22 protein-coding genes are annotated in these 25,585 nt (G+C 71.5%); 10 read left to right on the top strand and 12 right to left on the bottom strand.

The features are described 5' to 3' along the window. Window positions 1–59: 59 nt before the first annotated feature. From ACOJV7_RS07920 to rpmH, 8 genes are all read right to left on the bottom strand, one after another. A complete protein-coding gene (locus tag ACOJV7_RS07920) occupies window positions 60–1,208 on the bottom strand; it encodes a ParB/RepB/Spo0J family partition protein (RefSeq protein ID WP_420189586.1) in 1,149 nt (382 codons plus the stop codon). Further along, a complete protein-coding gene (locus ACOJV7_RS07915) occupies window positions 1,205–2,191 on the bottom strand; it encodes a ParA family protein (protein WP_420190388.1) in 987 nt (328 codons plus the stop codon). The genes ACOJV7_RS07920 and ACOJV7_RS07915 overlap by 4 nt, the downstream gene beginning before the upstream one ends. Window positions 2,192–3,823: 1,632 nt before the next feature. Then, entirely contained in the window at window positions 3,824–4,447 is a 624-nt protein-coding gene (rsmG, locus tag ACOJV7_RS07910) for a 16S rRNA (guanine(527)-N(7))-methyltransferase RsmG (protein ID WP_420189585.1), read from the bottom strand. 98 nt (window positions 4,448–4,545) lie between these two features. Next, a complete protein-coding gene (locus ACOJV7_RS07905) occupies window positions 4,546–5,121 on the bottom strand; it encodes a Jag family protein (protein WP_420189584.1) in 576 nt (191 codons plus the stop codon). 89 nt (window positions 5,122–5,210) lie between these two features. After that, complete coding sequence (gene yidC, locus ACOJV7_RS07900; protein WP_420189583.1) at window positions 5,211–6,218, bottom strand: membrane protein insertase YidC; 1,008 nt, start codon at window positions 6,216–6,218, stop codon at window positions 5,211–5,213. A 57-nt stretch (window positions 6,219–6,275) separates the two neighbouring features. Continuing rightward, window positions 6,276–6,569 carry a membrane protein insertion efficiency factor YidD gene (gene yidD, locus ACOJV7_RS07895; RefSeq protein WP_420189582.1) on the bottom strand — a complete coding sequence of 98 codons (294 nt, stop codon included), beginning with the start codon at window positions 6,567–6,569 and terminating at the stop codon, window positions 6,276–6,278. Then, the gene (gene rnpA / locus ACOJV7_RS07890; protein WP_420189581.1) at window positions 6,566–6,931 is read right to left on the bottom strand and encodes a ribonuclease P protein component; all 366 of its coding nucleotides are present in this window, start codon (window positions 6,929–6,931) and stop codon (window positions 6,566–6,568) included. The genes yidD and rnpA overlap by 4 nt, the downstream gene beginning before the upstream one ends. Window positions 6,932–6,938: 7 nt before the next feature. Next, window positions 6,939–7,076 carry a 50S ribosomal protein L34 gene (gene rpmH / locus ACOJV7_RS07885; protein WP_010849920.1) on the bottom strand — a complete coding sequence of 46 codons (138 nt, stop codon included), beginning with the start codon at window positions 7,074–7,076 and terminating at the stop codon, window positions 6,939–6,941. Between the two features lie 386 nt (window positions 7,077–7,462). Here rpmH and dnaA point away from each other — a divergent pair, with 386 nt between their 5' ends. The 5 genes from dnaA (at window position 7,463) to ACOJV7_RS07860 (ending at window position 13,782) form a co-directional block, all read left to right on the top strand. Further along, window positions 7,463–9,076 carry a chromosomal replication initiator protein DnaA gene (gene dnaA, locus ACOJV7_RS07880; RefSeq protein WP_420189580.1) on the top strand — a complete coding sequence of 538 codons (1,614 nt, stop codon included), beginning with the start codon at window positions 7,463–7,465 and terminating at the stop codon, window positions 9,074–9,076. Between the two features lie 609 nt (window positions 9,077–9,685). Then, complete coding sequence (gene dnaN / locus ACOJV7_RS07875; RefSeq protein WP_420189579.1) at window positions 9,686–10,819, top strand: DNA polymerase III subunit beta; 1,134 nt, start codon at window positions 9,686–9,688, stop codon at window positions 10,817–10,819. Window positions 10,820–10,871: 52 nt separating this feature from the next. Next, window positions 10,872–11,984, top strand: coding sequence for a phosphogluconate dehydrogenase (NAD(+)-dependent, decarboxylating) (gene gnd / locus ACOJV7_RS07870; protein ID WP_420189578.1), 1,113 nt, complete (start codon window positions 10,872–10,874; stop codon window positions 11,982–11,984). 9 nt (window positions 11,985–11,993) lie between these two features. Beyond that, complete coding sequence (gene recF / locus ACOJV7_RS07865; protein ID WP_420189577.1) at window positions 11,994–13,190, top strand: DNA replication/repair protein RecF; 1,197 nt, start codon at window positions 11,994–11,996, stop codon at window positions 13,188–13,190. Then, window positions 13,183–13,782 (top strand): DciA family protein, encoded by a 600-nt coding sequence (locus tag ACOJV7_RS07860; RefSeq protein ID WP_420189576.1) that lies wholly within the window; start codon window positions 13,183–13,185, stop codon window positions 13,780–13,782. The genes recF and ACOJV7_RS07860 overlap by 8 nt, the downstream gene beginning before the upstream one ends. 27 nt (window positions 13,783–13,809) lie before the next feature. Here ACOJV7_RS07860 and ACOJV7_RS07855 read toward each other — a convergent pair whose 3' ends face one another. The 4 genes from ACOJV7_RS07855 to ACOJV7_RS07840 all read right to left on the bottom strand — a co-directional run bounded on the left by ACOJV7_RS07855 (window position 13,810) and on the right by ACOJV7_RS07840 (window position 17,890). Next, a complete protein-coding gene (locus tag ACOJV7_RS07855) occupies window positions 13,810–14,154 on the bottom strand; it encodes a YbaY family lipoprotein (RefSeq protein ID WP_420189575.1) in 345 nt (114 codons plus the stop codon). 46 nt (window positions 14,155–14,200) lie between these two features. Further along, on the bottom strand, window positions 14,201–15,196 hold the full coding sequence (locus tag ACOJV7_RS07850; protein ID WP_420189574.1) for an MvdC/MvdD family ATP grasp protein: 996 nt from the start codon (window positions 15,194–15,196) through the stop codon (window positions 14,201–14,203). Between the two features lie 6 nt (window positions 15,197–15,202). Then, window positions 15,203–16,654, bottom strand: coding sequence for a Dot/Icm T4SS effector Zinc-dependent metalloprotease LegP (gene legP, locus ACOJV7_RS07845; protein ID WP_420189573.1), 1,452 nt, complete (start codon window positions 16,652–16,654; stop codon window positions 15,203–15,205). A 159-nt stretch (window positions 16,655–16,813) separates the two neighbouring features. Next, the gene (locus ACOJV7_RS07840; RefSeq protein ID WP_420189572.1) at window positions 16,814–17,890 is read right to left on the bottom strand and encodes a DUF2235 domain-containing protein; all 1,077 of its coding nucleotides are present in this window, start codon (window positions 17,888–17,890) and stop codon (window positions 16,814–16,816) included. Window positions 17,891–18,017: 127 nt separating this feature from the next. Here ACOJV7_RS07840 and ACOJV7_RS07835 point away from each other — a divergent pair, with 127 nt between their 5' ends. From ACOJV7_RS07835 to ACOJV7_RS07815, 5 genes are all read left to right on the top strand, one after another. Then, complete coding sequence (locus ACOJV7_RS07835) at window positions 18,018–20,231, top strand: S8 family serine peptidase (protein ID WP_420189571.1); 2,214 nt, start codon at window positions 18,018–18,020, stop codon at window positions 20,229–20,231. Next, the gene (locus ACOJV7_RS07830) at window positions 20,231–21,625 is read left to right on the top strand and encodes an MBL fold metallo-hydrolase (RefSeq protein ID WP_420189570.1); all 1,395 of its coding nucleotides are present in this window, start codon (window positions 20,231–20,233) and stop codon (window positions 21,623–21,625) included. Before ACOJV7_RS07835 ends, ACOJV7_RS07830 begins: the two co-directional genes overlap by 1 nt. A gap of 17 nt (window positions 21,626–21,642) precedes the next feature. Beyond that, entirely contained in the window at window positions 21,643–23,175 is a 1,533-nt protein-coding gene (locus ACOJV7_RS07825; RefSeq protein WP_420189569.1) for a tyrosinase family protein, read from the top strand. A 4-nt stretch (window positions 23,176–23,179) separates the two neighbouring features. Continuing rightward, window positions 23,180–23,914, top strand: a complete 735-nt coding sequence (locus ACOJV7_RS07820) for a copper chaperone (protein ID WP_420189568.1) — start codon at window positions 23,180–23,182, stop codon at window positions 23,912–23,914. A gap of 64 nt (window positions 23,915–23,978) precedes the next feature. Further along, window positions 23,979–25,496 carry a protealysin inhibitor emfourin gene (locus ACOJV7_RS07815; RefSeq protein ID WP_420189567.1) on the top strand — a complete coding sequence of 506 codons (1,518 nt, stop codon included), beginning with the start codon at window positions 23,979–23,981 and terminating at the stop codon, window positions 25,494–25,496. Window positions 25,497–25,585: the final 89 nt, after the last annotated feature.

Genomic DNA, 25,585 nt, shown 5'->3' with positions numbered 1-25,585 from the left:
GTCGTCAGTGCATCAATCCGCCTGTCCCACAACGGAATTCGCCGAGGCGAGGCGGGGTCTCAGCGGTCGGCGCGGAGGTTCATCGCGTCGAGGATCCGGTTGAGGTCCTCGACCGAGGCGAAGTCGATCGTCACCTTCCCCCGGTTCTTGCCGAGGGCGATGCCGACCCGCGTCTCGAGCCGGTCGGACAGGTCGGCCGCGATGTCGTCGAGCTGCGGGTGGCGACCACCGGCGCGGGGACGGCGCCTCGCCGGCTTCTCGTCCTCGACGCCCATCGCGACGATCTCCTCGACCGACCGGACGGACAGGCCCTCGGCGACGATCCGCTGCGCGAGCCGCTCCATGGCAGCGCCGTCCCCGACCCCGAGGAGCGCACGCGCATGGCCGGCGGACAGGACCCCGGCGGCGACCCGGCGGGCCACCATCGGGGGCAGCTTGAGCAGGCGCAGCGTGTTGCTGATCTGTGGGCGCGACCGTCCAATGCGCCCGGCGAGCTCCTCCTGGGTGCAACCGAAGTCATCGAGCAGCTGCTGGTAGGCCGCCGCCTCCTCGAGCGCGTTGAGCTGGCTGCGGTGAAGGTTCTCCAGGAGGGCGTCCCGCAGGAGGTCGTCGTCCTCCGTGGCCTTGATGATCGCCGGGACCGAGTCCTTGCCGGCCTCGCGGCTGGCCCGCCACCGGCGTTCGCCCATGATGAGCTCGAACTCGACGCCCTCGGGCACGTCGGTCGCGTCCGACGGGATGCGCCGCACGACGACCGGCTGCAGGACGCCGATCTCGCGGATGCTGTGCACGAGCTCGGCGAGGTCGTCCTCGTCGAAGACGGTGCGGGGCTGGCGCGGGTTCGGGCGGATCGCGTCGAGCGCAACCTCGGCGAACTGGGCGCCGGGGACGGCCACGAGGTCGGGCTCGTCGGAGGCGGTCGGGGTGGGGGCCGCTGATGACTGCGACGCTGCGTCGGAGGAGCCGTTCTGGGCGCTGACCTGCGACGATGCGGGCAGGTCGACCGGCGACGGGACGCTCGGGCTGGTGTTCTCGGTCGGTGCCGAGGTGTCCGCCGGGCGCTCCCGGGTGTCAACCGATCCGGCCGGTGAGGGTGCGTCCGTGCGCTCCTTGAAGAAGACGTCCGTCGGCCGGGTCGTGCTCGCACCCCCGCCCGGGGGGATGAGGGCTCCGAGGCCGCGGCCCAGGGCGCGTCGCTTGTCACTCATGAACGGTCCTCGCTGTTCTCGGCGGCGTTCTGCGCGGCCATCTCGGAGGCGGCCTCGAGGTAGGAGAGAGCGCCACTGCTGTTGGGGTCGTAGGTCATGACGGTCTGTCCATGGCTCGGCGCCTCGGAGATGCGCACCGACCGCGGCACGGTCGCCCGGAGGGTCTGGTCCGGGAAGTGCGTCCGGACCTCCTCGGCGACCTGGGCCGACAGGCGCGTGCGCCCGTCGTACATCGTCAGGAGGATCGTCGACACGTGGAGCTCCGGGTTGAGGTGGTCACGGATGAGCTCGATGTTGCGGAGCAGCTGCGACAGACCCTCGAGCGCGTAGTACTCGCACTGGATCGGGATGAAGACCTCGCTCGCGGCGACGAAGGCGTTGACCGTGAGCAGCCCCAGACTGGGCGGGCAGTCGACGAAGACGTAGTCGAGGCTCTCACCGCGCTCCGCCAGCTCCTTCCGGTAGGCGGTGACGGCCTTCTGGAGACGCGTCTCACGGGCGACGAGGGAGACGAGCTCGATCTCGGCACCGGCGAGATCGATCGTCGCCGGGGCGCAGAGGAGGTTGGGGATGTCGGGACATTGCTGGACGACCTTGGACAACGGATCGCCGTCGACGAGGACGTCGTAGATGCTCGCGACCTCGGAGTGGTGCTCGATCCCGAGGGCGGTGCTGGCGTTGCCCTGGGGGTCGAGGTCGATGACGAGCACCGTGGACCCCGCCTGAGCGAGCGCAGCGGCGACGTTGACGGTCGTCGTCGTCTTGCCGACCCCACCCTTCTGGTTCGCGACCGTGAGCACCCGCGTCTCTGCCGGGCGGGGCAGCTCACGACCGGCGAGCGTGATCCGCTTGCGTGCGTCCTCGGCGACGGCCTTCGCGAGGGGGGTGTCGTCGCCGACGGTCGGCAGGTCGGCAACGTCCTCGTGGGCGTCGCGCGAGACGTTGGCGAGCGCGTCCTCGGCCTTCTCCGACTCGCTTGGCATGGCATCCACGGCGCCCGACTCCCCTGTTTCACGTGAAACATCAGCCGACGCGGCATGGTGCGCGGTCACGCCAGCGCTCGCTTGCGGGGCGCCGTCCGTCACGGGCGTTGAGTCCGCAGGTGGGTCACTCCTCTCGCCGTCGATGGCCGCGCTCGTCACCGCGAAAGTCGACTCAGTGGGCAGCCCTGACGACGCGGCGTCAATGATGTCGGTCGCGAATGAGTCAGCAGTCGAACCGGGCGACGTTCCACGTGAAACACCGCGGTCGACGCCGTCCTCGCCGGGCCAACCCAGCGGTGCGGTCTCGGAGCCGGGAAGCGCCGGGAAGCCCAGCCCTGGGGTCACACGGCGTTCGGTCTCGACTGCCATCGTCGGGATCCACCTCACGGTCGTTGGTCGGGGACACCCAATCCAACCCCGGCCCCCCTCGACACGCCAAACCGACCGGCGCGCCTCCGACTGATTGCGCTGACGGCGCAATGTTCCACGTGAAACGCGCTGCCTCGCCATTCGCTCGGCCATCATGAGGACAGGGTCGGGACACCGCCGGCGCATGGACGACGAGAAGCGCTGCCGACCTGTGGCCAGGACACCGTCGACGGCGTGCCAGCGCGGAGGATCCGACCCGAGAACCCCTTTCCTCCCTACCACAGAAAGTGCCCTCGCCTCGAAGCTGAACCCCATCGCGTTGTCGCGACGACCGGCGCATGACCGGACACCCGTCTCCCAGGTGTCGTGAGCAGGTGCGGAGAGGATCCGGTGTCCCGAGCGGTAAGTGTTTCACGTGAAACCCGCTCCGGCCATGGCCACACGGTCGCTCCAGCCCCCCACCGTTCCGGTGCTCCCACGGGACCAACTCATCCGCGGGCCACGACAGCAGCCGCGTCGATGCTGAAGGTCCAGAAGCCTCTTCCAACGACGTGCACCCCCACCCGGCGGCTGACGACTCCTTCAACACCACGGCAAGGGTGGGCACGCCCGGTTCGGGACGCCGACGACGAGTCTGCCGGGACGCGAGGTCAGCCTGGGGCACGCCCGTATGGAGTGTGCGGCGCTGCACCCGCCTGCGTCACGTGCGACTCGCTGCGGTAGCCCTCGATGGCTCCACATGGGAGTCGACCCCCCCAGCCGCCCACGACCCACCCCCAGCGACGACCCATGCCGCGGTCCTGACATCCGATCAGCAGCACTCAGCTGGCGAGTGCACGACCCGGTCGCGCCAGCCCGACCGGCTCGATTGCGCACCATGTGGCCGCCCGGGGCACATTGCCCCCGACGCGGCCCGGCACGTGTTTCACGTGAAACACGACTCAGATTGTCCTCGACGCAACTCGAACCGAGCTCGCGCTCGGGTCGCCGCACCACCCGGCCCCGCACCGGCGGCCGCTTTCGATTCCCTGGGCGTTCAGGACTGCGTCACAGCTCGTGCCAAGCCAGCCAGCCCACGCCCGGCATGAGTGCTTGGAAGCCGGCCGCCGTCGAAACCCGGGCTCCGCCTCTTCCGGCCTTCCTCGGTCCCGCTGCATCCAGCTCTGACGATCGACGAGGTCGGTTCCGGGCAGAGACGCCTCACATGACGAGGCCCCGACCCCCACACGGGGAACCGGGGCCTCGAGCCGGCGAAACGGTCGATCAGCGTTTCGTGCGGGACTTCTCGCCCGACGATCCTTGGCGCAGCTTCGGCTCGAAGGTGAGGTCGAGTGTGAGCGCCGGCTCGGCGAGCACCGACCCACCGTGCTCGGTGACGATCGCGTCGACGAGACCGAGCTTGGTCAGGTCGCGACGGTCGGCGTCGAGCTCCTCCTGCGCGGACCGACCCTTCATCGCGACGACGGTGCCACGACCGTCGAGCAGGGGTACGCACCACCGTGCGAGCTTCGCCGTGCGTGCGACCGCGCGCGCCGTGACCCACGGGGCACTGACCACCCCGACGAGCTCCTCGGCGCGGCCGCGGTGGACCGTGACGTTGTCGAGCCCGAGGTCGGTCACCGTCGTGGTGAGCCAGTCGGTCCGCCGCTGCATCGGCTCGACGAGATGGACGTCGAGGTCGGGCCGGGCGATCGCGAGGGCCACACCGGGCAGGCCGGCTCCCGACCCCACGTCGACGAGCTTGGCGTCCTGCGGGAAGGCGTCCTCGATGACAGCGCAGTTGAGGACGTGACGCTCCCACAGCCGCGGCACCTCCCTCGGGCCGATGAGCCCGTGGGTCACGCCCGTGTCGGCGAGGATCTCGACGAAGCGGACGGCGGACGGCATACGGTCCCCGAACACCGCAGCCGCACCCGAGGGTGCGGCTGTGGGAAAGGCAGGTGTGGTGTCGTCCACCGGGGTCACCGTTTCACGTGGAACGTCGCTCACGCGGGCAGGACGACGACGTGACGCCGCGGCTCCACGCCCTCGGACTCGGAGGAGAGGCCGGCGGCGAGGACCTCGTCGTGGACGACCTTGCGCTCGAAGGCGGTCATCGGCTCGAGCGAGGACTTCTCGCCGGTCTCCTTGACCGAGGCGATCGCCTCGCGGGCGATCTCGATGAGCTCCGCGCGACGGCCCGAACGGTGGCCGGCGACGTCGAGCATGAGGCGGCTTCGGTGGCCGGTCGCGGACTGGACCGCGAGGCGGGTCAGCTCCTGGAGGGCGTCGAGCACCTTGCCGTTGTCACCGACGAGTCGGCGCGGGACGCGTCCCTCCTCGGAGTCGACGATCGCCACGGCGGCGCGGTCACCGTCGATGTCGACGTCGATGTCTCCGTCGAGGTCGCAGATGTCGAGCAGGCTCTCGAGGAAGTCGGCAGCGACCTCTCCCTCCTTCTCGAGGTCGGCCGGGGCAGCGGGGGCGGCGGCGGTCTCCGCGGTGGGCACGTCGACGGCGTCGGTCGCGTCGGCGGTCTGGACCTCGTCGGCCTCGACGGCCTGGTCGGTGACGTCACTCATGGGTGTTCCTCTCGTGGCGGCCGACGTCTGCGTCGGCCGGTCCGGAGCCGCATCGTCGCAGGTCAGAGACCTGATGCAGCCGAAATGGTTCAGTTGTCGGTCGGCGAGGTCTTCGGCGTGACGGACCCCTGCCCACCCTTCTTCTTGGCGCGCTTCTTGCCCTTGGGCTGGGTGCGCTGGCCGATCCTCGCCGCGGCCTCGGCGGCCGCCGCCTCCTCGGCCGCCTTGCGCTCGGCCTCGCCGGGGATGGGCTTGCCACGCTTGGCGAGGCGCTCGTGCAGCGCCTTCTCGGCAGCCGACCCGGGCGCCGGCATCTTGCGGATGACGTAGAACTGCTGGGTCATCGACCACACGTTGGTCGTGAACCAGTAGAGCAGGACACCGATCGGGAAGTTGATGCCGGAGACGGCGAAGACCACCGGCATGACGTACATGATGAGCTTCTGCTGCTTGGCGAACGGGTTGTCGAGCGCCGACGCCGGCATGTTCTTCGTCATGAGCTGTCGCTGCGTCGTGAACGTCGTCGCCGACATGAGGATGATGAGCACGATCGTGACGACGTAGGTGGCCGTGTTGTCCGCGCCGAGGAAGGTGTCGGAGAGCTGGGCCCCGAAGAGGGTGGCCTGCTCGGCCTGCGAGGCGACCTGCTGGGTGATCGGGCCGATCTTCTCCTTGGTGCCCGCACCGATCTCGTCGAGTCCGTTGAGCACCCGGAAGAGACCGAAGAAGAACGGCGACTGCACGAGGATCGGCAGGCACGAGGAGAACGGGTTCGTCCCCTCCTGCCGGTAGAGCGCCATCGTCTCCTGGGTCATCGCCTGGCGGGACTCGGGATCGGTCTTGCCCTTGTACTTCTTCTGGATCTTCTGCAGCTCGGGCTGGATCATCTGCATCTTGCGCGAGGCGTTGATCTGCTTGACGAACAGCGGGATCATCGCCGCCCGCATGACGATGACGAGGCCGATGATCGACAGACCCCAGGCGAGGCCGGACGCCGGGTCGAGTCCCAGGCTGGTGAACGCCTGGTGGAAGCCGTACATGATCCACGCGACGAGAAGCTCGATCGGGTAGAGCAGGCTGTTGAAGAAGTCTCCCATGCTGTCCTTCAGTCGGTCCGGCGTCGTCGCCGGGGATGGGCCCACGCGAGGCGTGGGTCAGGTGGTGGTCTCGTGGGGGATGTGGCGGGCGATGAGCTCGCCGTCATCGGGCTGCCCCGGCAGCGGCGGGACATGGTCGACCCCGCCGGCCGACCAGGGGTGGCACCTGCCCAACCGGCGGGCGGCCAGCCAGGTTCCCCGGAACAGGCCGTGACGGCTCAGGGCGGTCACGGCATACGCGGAGCAGGAGGGGTAGTAGCGGCAGCTGGGCGGGGTCAGCGGCGAGATGACGAGCTGGTAGGCGCGCACGAGCCACACGAGCGGCTTGGCGGCGACCTGTCCCAGCGTCATCCGGCGACCTCCAGACGACCAATTGCCTTGTGCACCAACGGAATCAGCGCATCCGAGAGCTGAGCGAACGTCGCTGTCGCGGCTGCCGGCTGGGCGCGTACGACGACGTCACAACCGGCCGGTATGCCGTCCAGCCGGCTCGCGACGACGGCGCGCAGCCGGCGCTTGGTCCGGTTGCGGACGACGGCGTTGCCGACGGCCCTGGACACGACGAAACCGACCCGCGGCGGGAGTCCCGCACGAGAGTCGGTCACGTTGGCGTGCACCACGAGGATCCTCGATCCCGCTCGCGTCGCACCGGGGGCGCGGATCGCCGACGCGAAGTCCGACCGCGAGCGCAGTCGGTTCGGCGCCGGCAGCACCGAAGCCTCAGGCCGAGAGCTCGGCGCGACCCTTGCGGCGACGGGCAGCCAGGATGGCGCGGCCGGCGCGGGTCCGCATGCGCAGGCGGAAGCCGTGCGTCTTGGCCCGGCGGCGGTTGTTGGGCTGGAACGTACGCTTGCTCACGTCACATCTCTCTTCACGAGACGACCCACGCGTCGAACGCGCTGGATCTGGGGCTGTCGGGGTGGTGCTGGATCGGGGCTGCGGGCAGGCGTCGACGGCCGCCACAACAGGCTTGTCAACGGTACGGGAGAGCAATCCTCCGGGTCAAACTCACCGAAACCGCCCACGCCCGTGCGTCGAACCGGCTAATGTCCCACCTCGCGTGCCTCGACCTGGGTTCGACACGCCGCTCCTCGCCCTCCTGGACCGCGAGACTGCGCCACGACGGCTTGCCGCGGGGGTCACCCCTTGTTAGCGTCACCCCGCATACCCACAGTCTGTGGACAACTCTGTGGACACGTGAGGGACGTCGAAAGGTTGAGTGGTCACAGGTGCCGGACGCGGGGATGGACCAGATCTGGCGCACGACTCTCGACGCGCTGGACTCGGACGGGATTCCCGTCCAGCAGCGCGCCTTCCTGTCCCTGGCCAAGCTCGTCGGCCTGCTCGACGACACCGTGCTCATCGCGGTGCCCAACGACTTCACCAAGGACATCGTCGAGACCCGCCTGCGCGACCGGGTCACCGACACCCTGAGCCAGCAGCTCGGCCACACGGTCCGGCTGGCCGTCACGGTGGACCAGAGCCTCGGGGACATCCCGGTCCAGGACCCGCCCACGCACGCGGTCGACGGGTCCGGCCACGACGCGCCCGTGTCGCAGGAGCCGGTCCCGGCGCACGCCGGCGACCACCCGAACGACCACGCGGGTCTCGCCAACGGCGTCCCGCCGGAACGCGTCACCCCCACCGGTGGCCACGGAACCGGTGACGGCGACGGTCGCCGGGCCGAGCGTCGCGCCGAGCTCGACGGGATCGCCCTGGCCGACGACGACGACCACGGCTCGCGCCCCGACCGCGCCACCCCGCAGACCCGCTCGCCCGGCGCGCTGCGACCGCGCCCCGGCGCCACCGTCCCCGAGCAGGTCGAGCTGACCCGCCTCAACCCGAAGTACACCTTCGACACCTTCGTCATCGGCGCGAGCAACCGGTTCGCCAACGCCGCCGCCCTCGCGGTCGCCGAGACGCCGGCCAGGGCCTACAACCCGCTCTTCATCTATGGGGAGTCCGGGCTGGGCAAGACCCACCTGCTCCACGCCATCGGGCACTACGCCCGCAACCTCTTCCCCCACGTCAAGGTGCGCTACGTGAACTCCGAGGAGTTCACCAACGACTTCATCAACAGCATCCGCGACGACAAGGCGGCCAACTTCCAGCGGCGCTACCGCGACGTCGACGTCCTCCTCATCGACGACATCCAGTTCCTCCAGGGCAAGGTCCAGACCCAGGAGGAGTTCTTCCACACGTTCAACACCCTCCACAACGCCAACAAGCAGGTCGTCATCACGAGCGACCTGCCGCCGAAGCTCCTCAGCGGCTTCGAGGAGCGGATGCGCAGCCGGTTCGAGTGGGGGCTCATGACCGACGTCCAGCCGCCCGACCTCGAGACCCGCATCGCGATCCTGCGCAAGAAGGCGGCCCAGGAGCGGCTCAGCGTCCCGGACGACGTCCTCGAGTTCATCGCCTCGCGGATCACGACGAACATCCGCGAGCTCGAGGGCGCCCTCATCCGGGTCACGGCCTTCGCCAGCCTCAACCGGCAACCGGTCGACATCTCGCTCGCCGAGATCGTGCTCAAGGACCTCATCCCGCACGACAGCTCGAACCAGATCACGAGCGCGACGATCATGGCGCAGACGGCCGCCTACTTCGGGCTCACCCTCGAGGACCTCCAGGGCCAGTCACGCTCGCGCGTGCTCGTCACCGCGCGCCAGATCGCGATGTACCTGTGTCGTGAGCTCACCGACCTCTCGCTGCCCAAGATCGGCCAGCAGTTCGGCGGGCGCGACCACACGACCGTCATGCACGCGGACAAGAAGATCCGCCAGCTCATGGCCGAACGCCGGGCGATCTACAACCAGGTCACCGAGCTGACGAACCGGATCAAGCAGCAGTCCCGCTGACCCTGTCGTCCACAGGACGGGCTTCGTCCACAGGCCAGTCCACAGCTGTGGGTCGCTCTTCATCCTTTCGTCACCTTCGGCCGTCCACAGCGTCGCGAGCACGCGCCATCCACGGGTTGTGAACAACTCTGTGGACAACCGCCTCTGTGGACGACGCTGGGGACGGTGCTGGGCCCCTCCCATCCCCAAGACCTGTGGACAACTGTGGACAACCGCCCCGGCGGGGTGGACGACAGGTGACGCGGTCGTGGACGGGGGCGGACGGCATACGGGGCGTGCACAGGCGACCGGGCGCGCTCCACACGCGGTCCACGGTTCGTCCACGGGGACCACGGGGCGCTGACCTGCACGAACAGGGGTCTGTCCACAGGATCCACACCTCCTACAACCCTGGCGAGATCCCTCAATCTCCTGTCCTGCCCCGAGAACCTGCTTGTGGACCCCTGCGACCCGAGCCCCCTCGAACGACAATTCCCGGCACGGGTGACCGTGCGCTCGTTCGTGCACTAATGTCATGGTTCCCGCGCGCCCGGGCTCCCCGGCGTGCGCGGCCTTCTTGTCATTTCCGTCGGTCGCCGCGAGGCACCCACACAGTGAGGTCGGTATGCCGTGAAGTTCCGCGTCGAGCGTGAAGTCCTGGCCGAGGCGGTCACCTGGGTGGCGCGCGGACTGCCGGCGCGACCGCCGGTCCCGGTGCTCGCGGGCATCCTCCTCGAGGCCAGCGACGAGGGCACCGTGACGCTCTCGGCGTTCGACTACGAGGTCTCGGCGCGGCTCACCGTTCCCGCGGAGGTGAGCGAGGCCGGCACCGTGCTCGTCCTCGGCCGCCTCCTCGCCGACATCTCGCGCAACCTGCCCAACAAGCCGGTCGACGTCGAGGTCCAGGGCTCCAAGGTCCAGGTGACGTGTGGCTCGAGCCGCTTCAGCCTGCTCCAGATGCCCTCGGACGACTACCCGACGCTGCCGACCTCGCCCGAGCCCAGCGGCTCGATCGACGGCCACGTCTTCACCCAGGCCGTCAGCCAGGTGTCGGTCGCGGCCGACCGCGGTGACACCCTGCCGATCCTCACCGGCGTGCGCGTCGAGATCGAGGGCGACAAGATGACGCTCCTCGCAACCGACCGCTACCGCCTCGCGATGCGCGAGCTCACGTGGAACCCCGCCGACAGCGCCGCGAGCCACGTCGTGCTCGTCCCGGCCCGCACCCTCGCCGACACCGCCCGCTCGCTCGGCGCGAGCGGCTCGATCGACGTCGCGCTCGGCTCGGCCGCCGGTGGCGACGGCCTCGTCGGCTTCGAGGCCGGCTCGCGCCGCACGACGACCCGCCTGCTCGACGGCGAGTACCCCAAGGTGAGCTCGATCTTCCCGTCGACGTCCGAGACCGAGGCCGTCATCAACACCGCCGAGCTCGTCGAGGCGGTCAAGCGCGTCGCGCTCGTCGCCGAGCGCAACACCCCGGTGCGGCTGCGCTTCACCGAGGGCCAGGTCGCGATCGAGGCGGGCACGGGCGAGGATGCCCAGGCGAGCGAGGCCGTCGAGGCCACCCTCCAGGGTCCGGACATCGAGGTCGCCTTCAACCCCGGCTTCCTCCTCGACGGGCTGGGCGCCGTCGGCACCGACTTCAGCCGGCTCTCGTTCACCCAGCCCTCGCGTCCCGCCGTCCTCAGCGGGCAGGCCGAGGCCGACGGCGAGGCGGACACGAGCTACCGCTACGTCATCATGCCGGTGCGCTTCGCCAGCTGAGCGGGCGTAGCCTGACGAACACTCGACCGTCTCCCACCTGAAGGGGTTGGCAATGCAACTCGGACTCATCGGCCTGGGCAAGATGGGCGGCAACATGCGCGAGCGCATCCGCCGCGCCGGCCACGAGGTCGTGGGCTACGACCGCAACCCGGACGTGTCGGACGTGCGGACCCTCGCGGCCCTCGTCAAGAAGCTCGATGCCCCCCGCGTCGTCTGGGTCATGGTCCCGCACGGCGCCCCGACCCGTGAGACGGTCGCCAAGCTCGCCGACCTCCTCGACAGGGGCGACCTCGTCATCGACGGCGGGAACAGCCGCTTCACCGACGACATCGAGAACGAGAAGCTGCTCAAGGACAAGGGCATCGGTTACCTCGACTGCGGCGTGTCCGGCGGCATCTGGGGCCTCGAGAACGGCTACGGCCTGATGGTCGGTGGCAGCAAGGCCAACGTCGCCAAGGCCATGCCGATCTTCGACGCGCTGCGGCCCGAGGGCCCGCGCGACGAGGGCTTCGTCCACGCCGGCGACATCGGCGCGGGGCACTACGTCAAGATGGTGCACAACGGCATCGAGTACGGCCTCATGCACGCCTACGCCGAGGGCTACGAGCTGCTCGCCAAGAAGGACATCGTCAAGGACGTCCCCGGGTCGTTCAAGGCGTGGAGCCGCGGCACCGTCGTCCGCTCCTGGCTGCTCGACCTCATGGTCAAGGCGCTCGAGGAGAACCCCGAGCTCGACGACGTCTCCGACTACACCGCCGACTCCGGCGAGGGCCGGTGGACCGTCGAGGAGGGCATCGCCAACGCCGTGCCCATGCCGGTCATCTCGGCCTCGCTCTTCGCCCGCTTCGCCTCGCGCCAGGAGTCCTCGCCGACGATGCAGGCCGTCGCCGCGCTGCGCGGCCAGTTCGGCGGGCACCAGGTCATGACGACCGACGAGGGTGACAAGCTGCGCGCCGAGGCCCAGGCCGGACCGAAGTCTGCCGTGACCGCCAAGGCCAAGGCGGCCGCCAAGGAGAAGCCGACCCAGAGCGCCGCCAAGGCCGCGTCCAAGGGCCGCGAGGCCGCGGCGGCCGGTCCGTCGTCCGGCTCGGGCGCCACCGGCTCGCCCGGTGGCCCGACCTCGGGCACCGCGTCGACGCGGAAGCGCGCGTCCAAGAAGGCCTGAGCAGGTTCGGTGTTCGTCCGGCACCTCACCGTCGGCGACTTCCGGAGCTATCCGAGCGCCGAGCTCCCGCTCGAGCCGGGCGTGACGACCTTCGTCGGGCTCAACGGGCAGGGCAAGACCAACCTGGTCGAGGCGATCGGCTACCTCGCCTCGCTGTCGTCGCACCGGGTGTCGAGCGATGCGCCGCTCGTGCGCTTCGGCGCCGCGCAGGCGATCATCCGCGGCGCGGTGGTGCGGGACGGCCGCGAGGCGATGGTCGAGATCGAGATCAACCCCGGACGCGCCAACCGGGCCCGGCTCAACAAGTCCGCGCTGCCCCGCACCCGCGACGTCCTCGGCCAGGTGCGCACGGTGCTCTTCGCGCCGGAGGACCTCGCCCTCGTCAAGGGCGACCCCTCGGAGCGCCGGCGCTTCCTCGACGACCTGCTCGTCGCGCGCCAGCCCCGCTGGGCGGGCGCCCGCGGCGACTACGACCGGATCCTCAAGCAGCGCAACGCCCTGCTCAAGTCGGCCGCGCCCGTGCTGCGCGGTCGCGGCAAGCAGCGCCGCCCGGTCGAGGGGGCCGACACCGCGAGCGAGCGCGAGAGCGCGCTGCACACCCTCGAGGTGTGGAACACCCAGCTCGCGCAGGTCGCCGCTCCCCTGCTCTATGCCCGGCTCAGGCTGCTGCGGGACCTCGCCCCCCTGCTCGGCAAGGCGTACGACGAGGTGAGCGCGGGCCAGTCCGACGCGCGGGTGTCGTACCGCTCGTCGCTGCGTGAGCCGATGGCGACCCGGATCGCCGAGGGGGAGGTGCCCGAGCTCGAGGAGCTGCACGCCGAGCTGCTCGAGTCCTTCGCCGAGGTCCGCGGCCAGGAGATCGAGCGCGGTGTCACCCTCGTCGGACCGCACCGTGACGACGTCGTCCTCACTCTGGGCGAGCTGCCGGCCAAGGGCTACGCCAGCCACGGCGAGAGCTGGAGCTTCGCGCTGGGACTCAAGCTCGCGGCATACCACCTCCTGAGGCACGACCTCGGCGACGACCCGGTCCTCATCCTCGACGACGTCTTCGCCGAGCTCGACGCGGGTCGGCGCGAGCGGCTCGCCGCGATGGTCGCCGACTGCGAACAGGTCCTCATCACCGCTGCCGTCGAGGCCGACGTGCCCGCCGGGCTGCGTGGACGCACGTATGCCGTCTCGCTCGGTGAGGTGACCGTGCGTGAGTGACGACGTGGAACCCGTTGCGGGACAGGCGAGCCCGGCCGGTCGCCCGGGCTCGTCGGCGACCCCGGACGGTGGCGAGGTTTCACGTGAAACCGAGGACGCGTTCCTCTCGGCGCCGGCCGACGCCCTCGCCCGGGCCAGGGCAGCGGCCCGGGTACGGGGTCTGCGCCCGGGGGTCAAGCCGAAGCGGCGCTTCAAGGACGTCGTCGGCGGCGGTGGCGAGGGTCGACGCGGCGGGCGCGACCCGCAGACGCTCGGCACCGAGCTCGACGCCTTCGTCAGCGAGCGCGGCTGGAAGGTCGACGTCGCCGTGGGGTCGGTGCTCGGTCGCTGGCCCTCCATCGTCGGCGCCGAGGTCGCCCAGCACTGCCAGCCCGTCGAGTTCGTCGACTCGGTGCTCACCGTGCGCGCCGACTCGACCGCGTGGGCGACGAACCTGCGGCTCATGTCGAACACCCTCATGGGCTCGCTGGCCCGCGAGGTGGGCGAGGGCACGGTGAGCGAGATCCGGGTCGTCGGCCCGAGCGCGCCCTCGTGGTCGCGGGGTGCGCGGCGCGTCCAGGACGGGCGAGGGCCGCGCGACACCTACGGCTGAGCCGCTGCCCGAGGGCGAGCCAGGGCGTCAGCCGATGCGACGGGGGTGGACGACGACCTCCGACCCGCGGCCGCGGGTGAGGACGGGGTGCGACTGCGTCGTGAGGAGGTCGCCGGCCTCGACCTCGCGGCCACGGCGCGCTCCGTCGACGACGTGCACGCGGACGACGAGGTCGGACCCGTCGTCGACGTGCGGGACGTCGACCTCGACGTCGACGGGTGCGTCGGGGTCGAGGTCCTCCACGACCGTCTCACCGACGACGGTCGACGCGGCGTCGAGACGGCTCACGTTCTCGACGGTGACCCGGCACCGCGCGGCCGCGGGCATCTCGACACCGTCGGGCCACTCGATGCGGACGTGGACGGTGGCCACGGAGCCTCCTCGGGTCGGAGCGGGGTTGACGGGCGGGGACCACCCGTCAGCAGCATGACGGAGACGGCGGGCGGGAGGCCAGCCGGGCGGCGTCGAGGTCGGCGAGGAGCCGGGCCATCGCCGCGGTCATCGGCTGCCCCGTGACCTCCTCGACGAACCGCCACTGGCCGGCGGGGTTGACCTCGAGGAAGACGTGGCGCCCGTCGGGGGTGCGCCGCATGTCGACCGCGCCGTAGCGCAGGCCGGCCGCCTTGAGCAGGCGTAGCAGGGCGTCCCCGACGTCGTCGGGCAGCGTCGCCGGCGTCATTCGCACCCCCTGCCCGATGTCGAGGAACATGCGGAAGTCGAGCGGGTACGGGAGCTCCTGGCTGTGGATCGCCGCGGGGAAGAGCTGCTCGCCCACGACGGTGACGCGCAGGTCGACCTCGGCCGGCACGAACTCCTGGAAGATCACCGGTGCCAGCGCGACCCGGTCGAGGACGGCATACTCCGCCTTCCCGACGAGCCGGGTCTCGCGCCAGTTCTCGGGGGTGGCGGAGAAGGCCTTGCAGACGACCCGGTCGAGGCCGAGCCGGTCGACGAACGCCCTCGCCGCGCCCGGGTCGCTCGTGACGAGCGTCTGCGGGATCTCGAGTCCGGCCGCGCGGGCGGCCGGCAGCTGCCACGTCTTCATCATGGCCGTCTCGATGGCCTTGGGCGGGCTCACCCACGTCACCGGCAGAGCGTCCCAGAAGCCGGCCATCGCCTCGTAGGTCTCGTTGACCGCCCACGACGCCTCGCCCGGGTCGTGGATGCGCGGGTCCCGGGCCGGGGGCAGCGGGCGTCGCCACCACCCCGACCCGACCCGGGCGAGGTCGACCCAGGCGCCGTCGGCGGTCCGGAGCAGGCGCCGGTCGCCGGCGGGACCGTGCTCGGCGGAGACGGCGACCGACCCCGGCAGTCCCGCCGTGTCGACGACGACGGCCTCGCGCCCGAGGCGCGCCAGCTCGGCGAGCATCGGGGCGAGGTGGTCGTCCTCCTCGTGGGAGACGAGCAGGATCACCGGGGGTCAGCCCAGCGACTGCATCGCCGCGACGACGGCGTCGTAGCCCTCCTGGGCACGGGCCAGCTCGGAGGTCGCCGCCGTGAGCGCGGTCTGGAGCGCGACGACGTTGCGGCGCGCCTCGTCGACCGCGGCCGCTGCCTGGGCGAGCGCCTCGGTGAGCCCCGCCTCGACGGCCGCAGCCGCATCCGCGGCCCCGGAGGCACCGGCTGCGGGACCGGCACCGGCGTGGTGGCCGGTCGACAGCAGGAACGGCGAGAGGCCACCGAGCCCTCCGAGTCCCCCGAGCCCACCGGGGCCGCCGGGGAACCTCGGGAAGCGCGGCCTCGGCTCGATCGGGAGGTCGTCGACGACCTTCTTGATGCCGCCTCCGGGCCCGTCGTCACGGAACTTCTTGATGGGGTCGCGCCACGGCTGCTTCGGCAGGTCGTCGCGCAGCTTCTTGATGGGCGGAGGGTCCGTGAAGGGGGTCTTCACCCCGTCGTCGCGGATCTTCTTGAAGGTCCCGAGACCACCCTGGTCGTCGAGCGTCTTCTTGAGCGTGGGGCCGGGAGAGCCGTACATCGAGGCGACGGCCGCGAGGTCGCCCTGGCTGAGAGCCGTCCGCTGGCCGATCTGCGCGGTGGCCGGGTTCGTCGGCGTGATGGTGTCGAGACCGTTGCGGGAGAACGCCGTCCGCTCGTAGTGCATGATCGAGCCGTAGTCGTAGGCCCCGACGTCGTCACCGTCGGCGATGTGCTGGTTGAAGTTGTGCTCCCGGCCGGCCTGGATGTTCTGCCAGTGGATCTGGACGAACTGGTCGCGGTCCTCGCGGCTCTGCTCGTGCCACAGGCCGACGGCGTGACCGATCTCGTGGATGCCACGTCCGGCGTCGCAGCCGGTGCCCATCGAGATGTCCTGACGGCCGGTGCCCCGCATGCCGACCTGCGAGGAGCAGCCCGTGCCGTGGATGAACCGGACGAAGTTGGGGAAGCTCCCCGCGTTGGCGGCGGTGCGCAGGACGAACCGGATGACCGTGTTCTGCTCCCAGTGCGCGATGGCGTCGTGGACGCGCTGCTGGTCGGGCATCGCGGGGTCGATCTCGTAGGGGACCTGGCCGCCGGGCCAGCGGAACTGGCTCCCGGGCAGCACGACGCCCTGCTCGAGGCCCTCGCCCTGACCACGCATGGCGGCTGTGGCGGCCTCGACCTCCTCGACGCTGCCGAGGTCGATGTCGCCCTCGAACATCGCGCGTCCGTCGACGACGGAGTACTGGACGGCCCTGGGTCCGAAGGTGAGACCGCTGATGATGGCGGTGCCGACCTCCGGCGAGCTCTGCAGCTCGGGGTTGTCGGACGAGTCGCTCGAGCCGGATGAACCTGACGAGCCGGACGAGTCGCTGGATCGCGACGTGGACTTCTTGCTGGCGGACTTCTTGGCGGAGCCCTTCCCGGCGCCGCGTCTCGGTGTCTCGGACATGCCTGTAACCCCTTGCCCTGGGAGAGCGGGTGGTCACGTCGGGGCGGCCGTCACGAGGGGGTCCACTCTCGTGCCCGGCGGCGTGCCGACGCCACCCAAGGGCACGCTAGGACCGTTCGGCCCAGCCGTCCATGAGCCGGACGGGCCGGGGGCAGGGGGTCATCCCGAGGTGGGCGACGGGGGTCGTTCCGAACCGGCCGGCTCCCACCACGTCGCGTCGTCCCACTCGTGGGCGGCCGGCAGACGGCTCCCGTATGCCGGGTCGCCCGCGACGCGGTCGCGCACACTCGCGTGCACGACGGCTCCCTCCGGCACGGCCCTGCGGCGGTAGCCCAGAAGCGCCCAGGACCGCCCCATCTCGTGGATGCGGCCCCCGGCGAAGCCGCGCTCCACGGCCAGCGCACCGGCATACGCGTCGTCGCGGACGAGGAGACCGCGGCTGACGGCGTCCTCGACCATCCACTTGAAGGCGATGTCGGACAGCTCGTGGTCCTCGAACGTGCCGCCGACGTCGGAGTGGACACCGGCGAACCAGACCTCGGAGACCTCGCGGCGGCTCGTCTCCCCTGACTCCTCCTCGGTGGGTGGGACGAGGTACTCCTCGAACGGGCGCCGACGCTCGTCGATCGAGACGGCGTGCCTGATGCGGTGGACGTTGGGAAGCTTGCGGGTGTCGGGCCACTTCAGGCCGCCGCGGAGCATGCCGGCAGCCTTGACCGTGTCCCAGATCCCGAGGTAGTGCACGTGGAGGCGGATCCGTCCCTCGGCGTCCCGGCGCGACATCGCGCTGCCGAACTGGCCGAGCCGGACCCAGTCCGGGTTCCGCGAGGTGAAGAGGCGCACGGCATACGGGACGAGGTTCTGTGCCCCGTTGCGCAGGAGGCCGAGCTTGAGGAGCATGCCGCAGAGGGCGCGCGCGGTGTAGGCGCCACGGCTGAAGCCGAAGACGAAGATGCGGTCCCCGTCCTCGTGGTGGCGCATGAGGAACTCGTAGGCCTCCCCGAGGTTCTCGCGCAGACCGAGGCCGAAGCCGAGACCGAGGACCTTGGTGACCGCCTGGCCCCACGGTGTCCACGAGCGGGAGGAGCCCATCGTGCCGACGCCGGGGTCGTAGTAGCCGACCTGGCGGGTGGCGTCGGAGAGGTCGAGGAGCGAGAACAGCCGCACGACGCTCGTGTTGTCGCGGGCCTGGACCTGGTTCCCCGTGCCGTCGAAGCAGATGACGATGTTTTTCATCGTTTCGCCCTTCTCCGTGCCGAGCCGAGGTCCATCATCGTGGGAGAGAACTGGGTCTGTCAGCCGAATGCGCCGCAGGGGCGGCGCCGCACCACAACCACCGGGGGCCGGGCGCGAGGGACCAACCATGAAGGCTGCCGAGGTGAGGGCTCTCAACCCGAGGCTGTCCCCGAAGCTCGACGTCTTCCTCGGTGGCTCCGACGAGGTCAACGCCGGTCGTGCCGAGCAGTGCCCGTCGGTCGCCGTGGCCACCTCGAGCTCGGTGCCGATGGCCTCGGAGGCGGAGCCCGACGACGCGGGTGGGGTGGCGACCTCCGTCACCGGTGGACCGCGGACACTCGGCCCACCGGTCGCGGCCTCCCGCGTGACGATCCTGCCTGCCGCGAAGGTGGCCCGGCTCGCGGCCGACCTGCCGCAGGACGTCACCCCGACCCGGGTCGACTTCTCGCTCTTCGTCCAGATCGACCGCGACCTCGACCCCGCCGCGCACGACCGGGCCGTCGCGGCGGTGCAACGGTGTGCGACCCGGGCGCGCTGGAAGATCGACATGGCCTCGGTCGAGGTGCCGGCCGGGCAGGTGGCGAGGCTGCTCGAGATCCCGGGCGTCTCCTACGTCGAGCCGGGCCAGTCGCTGCGTGGGCCCGAGCCCGCGGTCGGCTCGCAGACCCCGCCCCCGGAGCGGACGGCGCGCCGGGTGGCCTCGGAGAGCCGCCGCCACCGGGACGGTCACGACGTGCTCGTCGGCGTCATCGACGTCGGCGGCTTCGACTTCGCCCACCCGGACTTCCTCGACGGCGACACGACGCGGTGGGTCAGCATCTGGGACCAGGGCGGGACGACCCGGCCGCCACCCTCCTCCGAGCGCGACGCCGACCGCGAGGCGCTGGCCTACGGGTCCGAGATCCTCGCGGCCCACATGAACGCGGCCATCGCGGCGTCGACCCGGCGCAACATGTCCGCCACCGCGCTCGAGCCCCAGTCGCAGATGGCGGTCGCGTCGCACGGCACGCACGTCGCCTCCATCGCCGCCGGCAACCGTGGCGTCGCCCGACGCGCGCTCCTGGCAGGGGTCCTCGTCGCGCTCCGCCCCGAGGACAAGGAGGCTGCGTCGAGCTTCTACGACTCCACCCGCATCGCCGACGCGGTCGACTACCTCGTCGACCTCGCCGCGCGGCTCGGCAGAGAACGCCACGAGGACGGCTCGCCGCTGCCGTTGTCGGTCAACATCAGCCTCGGCACCAACGGTCACGCCCACGACACGTCGAGCTCGATGGCCCGGTGGATCGACAACGCGCTCGCGACCCGCGGGCGCTGCGTCTCGGTGGCCGCGGGCAACGCCGGGCAGACCGAGCCGCGCTTCGCCGAGGACCGCGACTGGGTCAAGGGCCGCATCCACGCCGGCGGCACCGTGCAGGCGACGAGCCTGCGCCACGAGCTCGAGTGGGTCGTCGGTGGCGAGGACATCCTCGACGTCTCCGAGAACGAGCTCGAGATCTGGTACGGCCCCCAGGACCGCTTCGACGTCGAGGTCAAACCGCCCGGTATGCCGTGGCTCCCGAAGGTCTCGCAGGGCTCGAAGATCCGCAACCAGATCCTCGAGAACGGCACCGTGCTCAGCGTCTACAACGAGGCCTACCACCCGGCGAACGGGCTCAACCGCATCTCCGTGCTGCTCTCCCCCTTCTTCGGCGAGGTGGCGGCCGACGGCTCGCGCGCGCTCGGGCCGATCGCGTCGGGGAACTGGCGGGTGCGGCTCACCGGGGTCGTCGTCCGCGACGGTCGCTTCGACGCCTGGATCGAGCGCGACGACCCCGTGCGCCTGCCCGGGACCGGCAAGCAGTGGCGCTACCCGTCCTACTTCGGACCCGCGTCCTACACCGACGACCGGATGATCAGCTCGCTCGCGTGCGCCGACCGGCTCCTGTCGGTCGCCAACGCCGACCTGGGGCTCAGCGCCGCCCACGTCACCTCGAGCCGCGGACCGACCCGCGACGGCCGGTCCAAGCCCGACATCGCGGCCGACGGCACCCGTGTCGTGGCGGCCCGCGGGTTCGACTCCCGCTCCCGCTGGGTGGAGATGACCGGGACGAGCATGGCCTCGCCCTACGTGTGCGGGGTGGCGGCGCTCATGCTCGGGGTCTCGCCGTGGCTCACCTCCGCGCAGATCCAGGGGATCATGCGCTCGACCTCCGCTCCCCTTCCGGGCCAGACCTTCGGCTGGCGCAACGACACCGGCTTCGGCGTCATCGACGCCGAGGCCTGCCTCACCCGCACCCGCGAGTTCGCCGACATGCACCTTGCGATGCTCAAGGACGAGAAGAAGCGGAAGGCGGTGCCCTGATGCGCCTCAAGGCCTTCTTCGCCGCGGACGGGGACTGCCTCCTCCTCACCACCGCCGACGGTCGGCACGTTCTCGTCGACGGCGGCCGTACCGGGTCGTTCCGCGAGAACGCTCGGCCACACCTCGCCGAGCTCGCCGACGCCGGCGAGGAGGTCGACCTGCTCGTCGTCAGTCACATCGACGCCGACCACATCTCCGGCGTCATCGACCTGCTCGAGGAGGTCGCGGCCTGGGAGGTCCACGACTTCCAGGTCGGCGAGGGGCAGAACCCGACCTTCCCCGAGCCACCAACCCCTCGACCGCCCCGCATCCACGGGCTGTGGCACAACTCGTGGCGGGCCCAGCTCGGCGACCTCGAGGGGCCGATCACCGCACTCGCCGCCCAGGCCTCGGAGGCGCTCTCGCTCGCGACCTCGACGGTGGAGGACAGCGATGGTGCCGCGCGACTCGCCCTCGACTCCGTCTCCGGCCTGGCGGAGAGCATCGCCGACGGCGTCACCCTCCTGCGGCTCGTCGACGACGAGACGCCCATTCGTCGCAACGAGCCCTTCGGCTCCGGACTCGTGCTCCTGCGCTCCCCCGTGCACGAGCAGCAGGTGGGCTCGGCGACGCTGCACGTCATCGGCCCCGGTGAGCAGCACCTGAGGAAGCTGCGCGAGGAGTGGAAGGCGTGGCTCACGCGCCAGCCCTCTTCGGTGCGGAGGGGCGGCCAACGTCCGGGTGGTCAGGAAGACGGCCACGAGAACGCCGGAAGCACGCTGCCGATGTCGCCGCCGCAGGCGCGGGACCTCGTCGAGGACCTCGCCCAGGCGGCGCAGGCCGCCGCCGTCGGGGAGGACGCCGACGCCCACGACACCTCGGCGCGACCCCGGATCATCGAGACGACCCGTCCCACCAACGTCACGACGCCCAACCGCGCGTCGATCACCCTCCTCGTCGAGGAGGACGGACGCACGCTGCTGCTCACCGGGGACGCCGCCGAGGAGGAGATCCTCGAAGGGCTCACCGCCTCCGGCCGGCTGCCGGCGCAGGACCCGGAGGCGAACCCGTTCCGCTGCAACGTCGTCAAGGTCCAGCACCACGGGTCCGAGCACAACCTCAGTCGGGTCTTCGCCTCCCGCGTCCTCGCGGACCACTACGTCCTCAGCGCCGACGGCGCCCACGGCAACCCGAACCCGTCGGTCGTCCACACCCTCATCGAGACCCGCGCCGAGGCTGACCCGAGCCCGTTCACGCTGTGGTTCACCTGCTCGGAGGAGCGCACGATCCCCCAGCGCCGCAAGGCGATGCGCGCGGCACTGAAGGAAGCACGACGGCTGGAGTCACGGCATACGGGGCAGGTCACCGTCACCGTCCTCGCCGACGACCAGCCGTTCCTCGAGATCGAGGTGTAGCCCAGACAGGAGGAGCGATGACCCGGACCCGGATGGACATCTGGACGCGGACCGACGACGAGGGCACGTGGCCCGAGGTGCTCGTCGCCTATGCCCGGGCGGTCGAGACGATGCGCGCGCTCGACCCGCCCACGGGGCCGCCGACCGACCCGCTCTCCTGGCAGTTCCAGGCGGCGATGCACGGGCGCGCGACCGAGACCGGGAGCGCGGACCGCAGCCACCCGCTCTGGAGCAGGTGCCAGCACGGCAGCTGGTTCTTCCTGCCGTGGCACCGGATGTACCTCGCCGCCTTCGAGGCCGTCGTCCAGCACCACCTCGGCGACGACCAGTGGTCGTTGCCCTACTGGTACGCGCTCGACCCCGACCGCCCGACGGCGGCAGTGCTGCCGCCGGCGTTCCGTGAGGCGCGGGCCGACAACGCGCTCTTCACCGACCAGCGGTCGGTCCTCGCCAACGGCGGCGACCCGCTGCCCGACGTGAGCGACTCGGTGACGCAGGCGCTCGGGGTCGACGTCTTCGCCACCGACACGGGCGTGGCGTCGTTCGGTGGTGGTGAGCGGTCGCAGCCGAGCTTCTTCGGCGAGGAGATGGGCGCGATCGAGGACACCCCGCACGGGTTCGTGCACGTCGTCGTCGGCAACGACTTCGACGACCAGGGCAACACCGTGCGGGAGGGGTGGATGGGCTCGTTCTTCACCGCCGGGCTCGACCCCCTCTTCTGGCTGCACCACGCGAACCTCGACCGGCTCTGGCAGGTGTGGCTCGACGCGAACCCCGCCCACCGCAACCCTCCCGACGACGACCCGGCGTGGTTCCGCACGAGGTTCCGGTTCCCGAAGCCGGGCGGTGGCACGCGCACGTTCCGGGTCGGCGACGTGCTCGACACGACGGCTCTCGGCTACACCTACGAGAGCGTCGGGGTGCCGAGCACCTTCCTGCCGGCTCCGGCTCCTGTTCCACCCGGTCCCCCGGGTGCGCCGGAGGCGCCGGCGGGTGGCGGCATCGAGATGGGTGGCGTCGAGGAGGCACCACCGCCGCGGCCGATGGCGACACCGCAGGTCGTCGGCGCGACCCAGGACGTGTCGCTGGCCCAGGCCGCTCCGGCCGTCGTCGAGCTGAGCGAGCCGTCGGACCTCGGCCTCGGCGACGGGGAGGCCGGTGCCGGGCCGACCCGGGTCTACCTGCGGCTCGAGGGGATCACCGGCACCGCCGCGGCACCGGCATACGAGGTCTACGTCAACGTGCCGGCGGGTGACCGCGGCGGCGAGCACCCCGAGCTGCTCGCGGGCCGTCTGGCGACCTTCGGGCTCGCCGAGGCGTCGCGCGCCGACTCCGAGCACGGCGGCTCGGGCCTCACCAAGGTCTTCGAGATCACCGCCGTGCGGGACGCGCTCGCGGACCGTGGCCGGTGGGACCCGTCGCGGGTCACGGTGTCGTTCGAGCCGGTGCTGCCCGTCCCCTCCGACACGGACGCACTCGCGCAGGCGAGCACCGGGATGGCCCGGGCACCCGACCTGCGCGCAGCCCGCGTCGTCGTCCTCAGCGCGTGACGCCGTGACGACGCTCGCGCTGCGGGGACGGGCACGCGGATGGGAGCGGCTGGGCCGTCCCGACCGGAGGCCGGCGCTGTGGCTCACGACCGCAGCCGTGGTGGCCGCTCTGGCGTGGGTCGCCCTCTCGCGCACTGGTTCCCATCACGCCGGCCACCACGTCGAGCCGTCGCTCGCCCGCGCCTGGTCGGGGTGGGCGCTCATGGTCGTCGCGATGATGCTCCCGACGGTCAACCCCGTCGTATGCCGTGTGGCCGCGGCCGGTCTGTGGGCTCGCCGGCGGTGGACGGTCGCGGAGTTCGTCGGTGGCTTTCTCGCGCCGTGGCTTGGGTTGGGGCTCGTGGCAGCGGTTCTCGCGAGGGCGGTCGTGCCGGGGGTGGCGTCGCCGCGGCTGCTGGTCGCCTGGGTGCTCGTCGTCGCCGCGCTCTGGCACGTCGCGCCGCCACGACGCGCACTCATGCGGCGGTGCGGTGTCGTCCGGCCGGGCGCGCTCACCGGACGGCGTGCGACCGTCGACGCGGCCCGCAACGGCTGGCGCACCGGCATCCGCTGCGTCGCGACGTGCGGTCCGGCGATGTCGGTCATGGCGCTCTCGCACTCCGTCGTGCTCATGGCCGGCGTCACCGCGGTGCTCTGGAGCGAACGGCTGCGCGGCCCCAACCCCGGCGAGCGGGCGGCCCACCCGGCGCAGGCGGCGGCCCTCTTCGCCATGGCGGCGGGGGTGGTCGCGCTCGGTTGAGCGGTGGGTGCAGGCCGTCGCCTCTCGGCGTGCGGCTGTCGGACCCCTGTCACAGGATGGGTGCATGACGACGACGCACGAGACCTCGCACCCGACCGACCCCCGTCCGGCCGTGCGCTGCGGGATCGTGCCGCCCTACCTCCTCCAGGCGCTCGCGACCTCGGGTGAGCCGCATCTCGAGGAGCGCGCCCGCGAGACGCTGCGCCTCGACCAGCTCCGCTACGAGGAGCACGCCCGCGAGCACTCCCTCCGCCCGGACGGCTCACGGGTGAGCCGCCGCGCCAACCGCGCGACGACCGAGGCACCCAACCGGGTGGTCCACGACGCCGAGAACGGCACGACCCTCCCCGGGGTGAGGGTGCGCGCCGAGGGTGAGCCGGCGACCGACGACACGGCGGTCAACGAGGCCTACGACGGGCTCGGCGCGACGTGGGACCTGTGGAACGCGGCCTACGGTCGCAACAGCCTCGACGACAAGGGCCTCGGCCTCGTCGCCACGGTCCACTACGGCACGAACTACGACAACGCCTTCTGGGACGGCTCGCAGATGGTCTTCGGCGACGGTGATGGCGTCGTCCTCCTCGGCTTCACGCGCAGCCTCGACGTCATCGGCCACGAGCTCGCCCACGGAGTCACCCAGTACACCTCGGGCCTCGTCTACCAGGACCAGGCCGGGGCGCTCAACGAGCACGTCTCCGACGTCTTCGGGATCCTCGTCAAGCAGCGCGCGCTCGGCCAGAGCGCCGAGGAGTCCGACTGGCTCATCGGTGCCGAGCTCCTCGGACCGGACGTCAAGGGCGTGGCACTCCGCTCGATGAAGGAGCCGGGCACCGCCTACGACGACCCGCGGCTCGGCAAGGACCCGCAGCCGGGTCACATGCGCGACTTCGTCGTCACCGACGACGACAACGGTGGCGTCCACATCAACTCCGGCATCCCCAACCGCGCCTTCCACCTCGTCGCGACGACCTTGGGCGGCAACGCCTGGGAGCGCGCCGGCGCGATCTGGTATGCCGTCATCACCGGTGACATCAAGGCGGACTGCGACTTCGCGACCTTCGCCGCGCTCACCGAGGCGGCGGCCGTCGCCGCGCACGGCGAGGACTCCGAGGAGGCGCGGGCCGTGCGGGACGCATGGGCCGAGGTCGGTGTGACGGGGTCCGAAGCGTCTGGGCCCGACGGGTCGGGGGCCGATGCCGAGCAGGCGCCCGCTCCGGCGCCGTCCCCCGAGCCTTCGCCGGAGCCGGAGCCGGAGCCGGAGCCGGGGCCCGCGCCCACGCCCTCGCCGGAGCCAGCACCGGCGGGTGGGCCGCAACGGTTCCAGGTGCGGCGGACCGGTGGCTTCGCGGGGCAGGTGCGCGAGCGCACCGTGCTCCTCGACGAGCTCCCCGACGACGACGCCACCGCGTGGCGCAGCCTCCTCGCGAGCCCGACGCTCATGGCGCTGGCCCGGGGCCGGATGATCCCCGACGCCTTCCGCTACGGCGTGAGCTGCGAGGAGCCGCCGGTCGACGTGACGATCCCCGAGCCCGCCCTGCCCGAGGGCGTGCGAGCGCTCTTCGACCGCACCCTCGAGTCCTGACCCCGACGCGCCGACCTCCACCACCACCAGCCGGCGGCGTCGGAGCAACGTGTGGACCGAGGTGGGCAGCGGCCGACTGGGCGCCTAGG

Source organism: Knoellia tibetensis (assembly GCF_048606415.1).
Classification (GTDB): Bacteria; Actinomycetota; Actinomycetes; order Actinomycetales; family Dermatophilaceae; genus Knoellia; species Knoellia tibetensis.
The sequence above is the reverse complement of the archived record's forward strand: the minus strand, read 5'-3'. Positions and strand labels throughout refer to the sequence as shown.